The 6,114-nt window shown below is 65.5% G+C and carries 7 protein-coding genes; 5 read left to right on the top strand and 2 right to left on the bottom strand.

Annotation, left to right across the window (positions count from 1 at the left end; genetic code table 11):
- Both QZ184_RS09495 and QZ184_RS09500 read left to right on the top strand, forming a co-directional pair.
- The coding region (locus QZ184_RS09495; RefSeq protein ID WP_296419280.1) for an aldehyde dehydrogenase family protein at positions 1–383 on the top strand (383 nt) is incomplete at its 5' end.
- Positions 384–468: 85 nt separating this feature from the next.
- Positions 469–1,581 carry a LysM peptidoglycan-binding domain-containing protein gene (locus tag QZ184_RS09500; protein WP_296419282.1) on the top strand — a complete coding sequence of 371 codons (1,113 nt, stop codon included), beginning with the start codon at positions 469–471 and terminating at the stop codon, positions 1,579–1,581.
- On the opposite strand, the gene QZ184_RS09505 is transcribed toward QZ184_RS09500, so the two are convergent.
- Both QZ184_RS09505 and QZ184_RS09510 read right to left on the bottom strand, forming a co-directional pair.
- Complete coding sequence (locus QZ184_RS09505) at positions 1,582–3,066, bottom strand: ATP-dependent DNA helicase RecQ (protein ID WP_296419284.1); 1,485 nt, start codon at positions 3,064–3,066, stop codon at positions 1,582–1,584.
- A gap of 10 nt (positions 3,067–3,076) precedes the next feature.
- Positions 3,077–4,120 (bottom strand): hypothetical protein, encoded by a 1,044-nt coding sequence (locus QZ184_RS09510; protein WP_010315089.1) that lies wholly within the window; start codon positions 4,118–4,120, stop codon positions 3,077–3,079.
- Between the two features lie 110 nt (positions 4,121–4,230).
- Between QZ184_RS09510 and QZ184_RS09515 the strand changes: the two genes are divergently transcribed.
- The 3 genes from QZ184_RS09515 to mtnB all read left to right on the top strand — a co-directional run bounded on the left by QZ184_RS09515 (position 4,231) and on the right by mtnB (position 6,058).
- Positions 4,231–4,440: a photosystem I reaction center subunit IV gene (locus QZ184_RS09515; RefSeq protein WP_010315087.1), complete on the top strand. Its 210-nt coding sequence runs from the start codon at positions 4,231–4,233 to the stop codon at positions 4,438–4,440.
- 108 nt (positions 4,441–4,548) lie between these two features.
- Entirely contained in the window at positions 4,549–5,406 is an 858-nt protein-coding gene (locus QZ184_RS09520; protein ID WP_296419286.1) for a DNA-formamidopyrimidine glycosylase, read from the top strand.
- 13 nt (positions 5,407–5,419) lie between these two features.
- Positions 5,420–6,058 carry a methylthioribulose 1-phosphate dehydratase gene (gene mtnB, locus QZ184_RS09525; RefSeq protein WP_296419288.1) on the top strand — a complete coding sequence of 213 codons (639 nt, stop codon included), beginning with the start codon at positions 5,420–5,422 and terminating at the stop codon, positions 6,056–6,058.
- The last annotated feature ends 56 nt before the right edge of the window (positions 6,059–6,114 follow it).

Raw genomic sequence — 6,114 nt, forward strand, 5'->3', positions numbered from 1 at the left:
TGATGCAGGAGGAGCTCTTCGGTCCCCTCCTTCCAATCCTCGAGGTGGATGGATTGGAGCAAGCAATCGAGTGGATCAACCAACGCCCCAAACCGCTTGCTCTCTATCTATTCAGCAGCTCCCAGCAGAGCCAAGAGACGGTGCTCAACACCACCAGCTCCGGTGGTGTCTGCTTCAACGATGTGGTGATGCAGGTCGGGGTTCCCGAACTCCCCTTCGGCGGCGTCGGCGCCAGCGGCATGGGGGCCTATCACGGCAAGGCTGGCTTCGACACCTTTTCCCACCAGCGCAGCGTTCTGCGCCGGCCCTTTGCCCTGGATCTGCCGTTCCGTTATCCCCCCTACGCCGGACGACTCCCCCTGATGCGACGGCTCCTGGGCTGAAGCCATTTCCATGCCTTATGGGAGGGGGACTGGCGCCCGCCTCCAGGCCCCGTATGGTGCGCCCAGTCGACCGTTGTTAAACCCAATGCGCCGCCGCTCTGCCGCCGCTTTAGCCCTGGCCCTTCTGCTTCCCCTTCCGGGGTTGGCCGGCGAGGTGGTGGTCAAGCGCGGTGAGACCCTCTCCGAAATCGCCGATCGCTACGGGACCACGGTCAATCGGCTGATGGAGATGAACGGCCTGCGGGATGCCAACGACCTCTGGGCCGGCAGCCGCATCAAGGTGCCGGGCAACGTCTACAGCGGTGGGGGATCGGGCAACTACACGGTCAAAGCGGGCGAGACCCTCTCTGAAATTGCCGATCGCTACGGCACCAGCGTCAACCGCCTGGTCCAGCTCAATGGCCTGCGGGATGCCAACGACCTCTGGGCCGGCAGCCGTATCCAGGTGCCTGGCGCCAGCGCCCGCCCGCAGGTGGCCGTGAACAAAAACGCCAAGACCCACCAGGTGCAACCCGGCGAGAGCCTCTCCTCCATCGCCGATCGCTACGGCGTCTCGATGCAGCGCCTGATCGCCATCAACGGCATCAGCAACCCCAACCAGGTCATGGCCGGCAGCACCCTGACCCTGCGCGCCGCCAGCAAGCCCAAACCCAAGCCCAAGCCCGCTGCTCCTGTTGCCGCCAAGCCGAAGCCAAAGCCCGCAGCAGTGGTGGCCGCCAAGCCAGTGAAAAAGGCTGAGCCCGTTGCGGCCAAGCCTGAACCCGCCAAGACCGAAGTCGCCAAAGCTGAACCGGTGAAGGTCAAGCCCTCGGTGGCCACCACCGTCGCAGCAACAACCGTGGTGACCCAGCCCGAGAAGAAGGCTGAGCCCGTCAAGGCGGAAGCCGCTAAACCAACGGTTGCCAAGGCCGAGGTCAGCAAAACCCAGGCATCGAGCACAACCGCCGCGGGCAGCACGCCCGACTGGCGCAGCTATGGCCCCCTGCAGGTGGATTGGGCCAATTGGCAGTCCATGGGCGGCAGCTACGTGGCCCCAAGCCTCAACAGCGAAGGGCAGCCCCTCTATCTGGCGATCAACTGCAACGCCAAGCGCCTGAATGCCACCGGTCAGTCGGGAGCCTGGAAGACCTGGGATGCCCCCCAGAGCGACTTTGAGCAGCGGCTGATCACCGACCTCTGCAAGGCCAAGCCCGGCTGATCAGGCCGCCAGCTTCAGGGTCCAGGGCTGGCGCAGGAAGCGGCGGCCCGCAGGCCTGAGCCAGAGGCGCTGACTGCCGTCATCGCTTTCGCTGATCAGGTCCTCCTGCACCAGGCGCCGCGCTAACCAGCGCCACTGATCGACCTCATCCCCTTCGGCCTTGGCCAGGTCCTCGCCGAGGCTGCGCAGGTCCACACCGCTGCGTTGGTCCAGTTGCTCCAGGACCTGGGAGGCCATCTCAGACCAGTCCCGCACCCGCGGGGCCTGGCTGCATCGATCGCAGCGACCGCAGGGGGGAACCAGCTCCCCCACCGAGAGCAGCAGGGCCTGCTCTCGGCAGCCAGCCCCCTCGGCAACCGCCTCCATCCGCCGCAGCTTCTGCTGGGAGAGCTCTGCGCGGGTGCGGTCCTGGGGATCCCCGGATTCCTCGGCCGAGGAGCGAATGGCCCAGGCCAGGCTGGAGCGGTCCTCGGGGTCAAAGAGCACGATGCAGCGTGCGGGCAGGCCATCACGGCCGGCGCGGCCGGACTCCTGGAGGTACCCCTCGGTGCTGGCCGGAAGATCCAGGTGCAGCACCAAGCCCACATCCGGCCGATCAACACCCATGCCAAAGGCCACGGTGGCCACCAGGACGGGCATCTCGTGCTCCTGGAAATGGGTCAAGGCCAGGGCACGACTCTCTGGATCCATCCCGGCGTGATAGGCGATCGCCTCGACTCCGCTGTCGCTAAGGCGCTTGGCCCAGCTCTCCACAGAGCGCCGGGTTCGGGCATAGATCAGGACCGCTCCGCGCGCCTCCTCCAGCGCCTTGAGGACCTCCGGCAGGGGGTCCGCCGGACGACGGCGCATCACATAAGACAGGTTGTCGCGCCGGGCTGAGCGCACCTGAATCAGGGGACGCCGCAGCTCCAGCAGGCGAATCAGATCGGCGCGGACCCGGGGGGCTGCGGTGGCACTGAGGGCCACCACCGGAACCCCAGGGCAGAGCCGGCGCAACTGGCCCAGGCGGCGGTAGTCCGGGCGGAAGTCATGGCCCCAGGCACTGATGCAGTGGGCCTCATCAATGGCCAGCCCGACGAGTTTCCCCTCCTCGTGAATCTCCTCCAGCAAGCGCCGGGTGGCCTCCACCTGGAGCCGTTCGGGCGCCAGATACAGCAGGCGCAGGCGATTGCTGCGCACCCGCTGCAGCAGGTCCCGCCGGCGCATGGGATCAAGGCCGCGGTGCAGACAGGCCGCTGGGATGCCCCTTCGCTGCAGGTGTTGCACCTGGTCCTCCATCAACGCCACCAGGGGCGAGATGACCAGCACCAGACCCTCCCGGACCAAGGCTGGAAGTTGATAGCAGAGGGATTTCCCCGCACCGGTGGGGAGCACCGCCAGGCAGTCCTGGCCGGAGAGCATCGCCTCAATCACCGGGCGCTGGCCAGGGCGAAAGGCAGACCAGCCGAAGTGCTCCTGGAGGGCGGAGTCGAGGGGATCGCTCATCAGGCGGATCTCAGCCGGCCTGAGCCAGCACCGCGATCGCCGGAGCCTCAAGCTGATCGGGGGATTCCTCCACCAACTGCAAGCGCACGCGCTTACCGCCGGCGAGTTCCCCGAGGGAGACGCGCATGGTGTTGCCGCTGAGGGTTTGCAGGGCGGTCAGCAGCTCCCGCAGGTGGGGGGTGCTGCTGCCGCTCTCGACCCAGAGACGCTCCTGAAGACCGTTGAGGCGGCGCCAGCTGGTGTGGAGCTTGAGGACCGCCGATTCCAGAGCCTGGGCTTGCCCAACGGCATCGGAGAGCAGTCCCAGGGCATCGAGACGCAGGGCCTCCTGCATCGCCTTATCGAGATCCAGCTCCCCCTGCTGGAAGGCCCGAACGGCCAGGCCAGCTTCTGAGGCTTTGCTCAACCAACGGGCGGTGCTGGTGACGTCCTTGACCCGCTCGAGCTCGGGCTCTTCACGCAGAACCTTGCGGAGATCCTCCTGCTGGTCGTCGGGCAGTTTGGCCAGCTCCTTCACCAGGGGGGCAACGGCCTTGGGCGGAAGCAGATTGTTCGCCGTACGTTCCCGAATCTCTTCCGGCAGGAGCGGGCTGGTGGCTGCCGTGAACTCGTCGGTGAGTTGACGCACCTGTTTACGGGTGATCTGCTGGCCGTCATTGGCGGCCTCACCGATCATCAACTGCACCTCTGGATCGGACTGGGCCGTCTCCATGAAGGCCCGCTTGGAGAAGTTGTTGACGCTGGTCTCCTCCAGGACCCCCTCCCCGAGCATGTGATCGGCGGATTCGGCCAGCTGAATCAGGGCGTAGGCGCGGGTTTTGCTGATTTCCTGTTCCCGCAACCACTGCAGGAAGCCGCCCCCGCGGGTATCGCCGCCACGGCGCTCCCGGTCCCGCACGCTGCGCAGGATCCGGCCCCGCCAGATCTCGGTCTGCAGGTCAAAGCGATCACAAATGGCCCAGGCCTCCTCAATGCGGGCCAGGAACTCCATCGAGCTGATGCTGTCGCTTTCGGGATCAGGCAAGTCGAGGCTGAAGGAGGGGGCCTCGGCCATGGGGAAACGCTCGGTGGAGGTCGATGGTGCCACGTTTCGTGACGGGCTGGCTTTGGGGACTCCCGCTACGGGTAAATTCCCAATGACAGCCACCCCTTTACAGCGCAGCGATGGCCATCTCCCGCGGTGACAAGGTGCGCATCAAGCGTCCTGAGTCCTACTGGTTCAACGATGTGGGCACCGTTGCCTCCATCGACACCTCCGGCATCCGTTACCCCGTCGTGGTGCGCTTCGAGAAGGTGAACTACAACGGCGTCAGCGGCTCCGAAGGCGGCATCAACACCAACAACTTCGCCGAGAGCGAACTCGAGAAGGCCTGATCCAGGCGCTCAAGATCTCGCAGTGATCCCCGGCCTGGGTTCAGGTCGGGGATTTTTGCTGTCTGGTCTGCGTGGCAATCTGTGGCCACCAACGGTCAGGGATCACGGGTGCCAGAGCTCCCCGAAGTGGAAACGGTGCGCCGCGGACTCGAACGCCAGACCCGTGGCTTCACGATTGAGCGGGTCGAGGTGCTGCGGGCCCGGGCCATTGCCGCTCCCCCGGTCCCCGCGCAGTTCTGCTCCGCCCTGGAGGGATGCAGCGTCGATCAATGGATGAGACGCGGCAAATATCTGATGGCCAGCCTCAAGCGAGCGGGAGCCGACGCCGGGCACTGGGGGGTGCATCTGCGGATGACCGGTCAGTTCCTCTGGATGGAGACCGCCAAGGAACCCTGCAGCCACACACGCGTGAGGTTCTGGAATCCCGAAGGCCAGGAGCTGCGCTTCGTGGATCTGCGCAGCTTCGGTGAGATGTGGTGGGTCCCCCCCGGTGAACCGCTGGAATCGGTGATGACGGGGCTGAAACGCCTTGGTCCAGAACCCTTCAGCGCGGCCTTCACGCCCCAGTACCTGCGGCAGAAACTCAAAGGGTCATCGCGGGCCATCAAGACGGCCCTGCTCGATCAGGCCCTGGTGGCCGGCGTGGGGAATATCTACGCGGATGAGTCCCTGTTCATGAGCGGCATCGCGCCTGAGGAGCGGGCTGGATCGCTCAAGCTCAAGCAGTTGGAGCGGCTGCACAGCGCCTTGGTGGAGGTGCTGACCACCAGCATTGGGGCAGGCGGCACCACCTTCAGTGATTTCCGTGACCTGACGGGAACCAATGGGAACTACGGCAATGCCGCCTGGGTCTACCGCCGCACCGGCGAGCCCTGCCGGGTCTGCGGCACGCCGATCCGTCGTGACAAGTTGGGCGGACGCAGCAGCCACTGGTGCCCCTCCTGCCAGGGTGGAAGAACCCCCTGAGCGGGACGCGACGATGCCCGATGCCAACACCACAGCCCTCGCCAGAGCCCTGTGCGGAGCGATGGCGGAAATCCATCGGCGGGGTTGGTGTGATGGAACGGGCGGCAATTTCAGCTGTCTGCTGGATGGGGACCCCATTCGCCTGCTGATGGCTCCAAGCGGAGTGCACAAGGGGGCGGTTGCTCCGATCGATCTGATTCAGGTGAACCGGGAAGGGCATGTGGTGCTGGGCAATGGCAAAGCCAGCGCCGAGACCGCCCTGCACCTGGAGATCGTGAAAACCTGCGGAGCCGGTGCAGTCCTGCACACCCATTCGCAGGCCGGAACGCTCCTCTCCCAGTGGGCCCTGAAGAGCAAACAGGGCAAGCTCGAGCTGAGCGGCCTGGAGATGCTCAAGGGGCTGGATGGCATCAACACCCACGACTGCTCCGTGGAGGTCCCTGTCCTGGCGAACAATCAGAACCTCTCTGAATTGTCAGCGCAGGCCAGACCGCTGCTGAGCAACGCCCCCCAGGGACTACTGATTGCCGGACACGGGCTCTATGCCTGGGGACGCAGCCTGGGCAGTGCGATGCGTCACCTAGAGATCCTGGAGTTTCTACTGGAGCAGCGCTGGAGGCAACTGCTTCTCGAAGCGATCCTGGCCAAATAAAGCATGACCATTACGCACATCCTTCTCGATATCGAAGGGACAACCTGTCCCGTGAG

This window comes from Vulcanococcus sp. DEBay_Sum22DG08_74 (assembly GCF_017852955.1).
GTDB lineage: Bacteria > Cyanobacteriota > Cyanobacteriia > PCC-6307 > Cyanobiaceae > Vulcanococcus.

What these genes read in the sequence shown, in the direction of transcription:
- mtnB (WP_296419288.1), top strand. Translation starts at nt 5,420, where the DNA reads ATGCCCGATGCCAACACCACAGCCCTCGCCAGAGCCCTGTGCGGAGCG.
- QZ184_RS09500 (WP_296419282.1), top strand. Translation starts at nt 469, where the DNA reads ATGCGCCGCCGCTCTGCCGCCGCTTTAGCCCTGGCCCTTCTGCTTCCC.
- QZ184_RS09510 (WP_010315089.1), bottom strand. Translation starts at nt 4,120, where the DNA reads ATGGCCGAGGCCCCCTCCTTCAGCCTCGACTTGCCTGATCCCGAAAGC.
- QZ184_RS09515 (WP_010315087.1), top strand. Translation starts at nt 4,231, where the DNA reads ATGGCCATCTCCCGCGGTGACAAGGTGCGCATCAAGCGTCCTGAGTCC.
- QZ184_RS09505 (WP_296419284.1), bottom strand. Translation starts at nt 3,066, where the DNA reads ATGAGCGATCCCCTCGACTCCGCCCTCCAGGAGCACTTCGGCTGGTCT.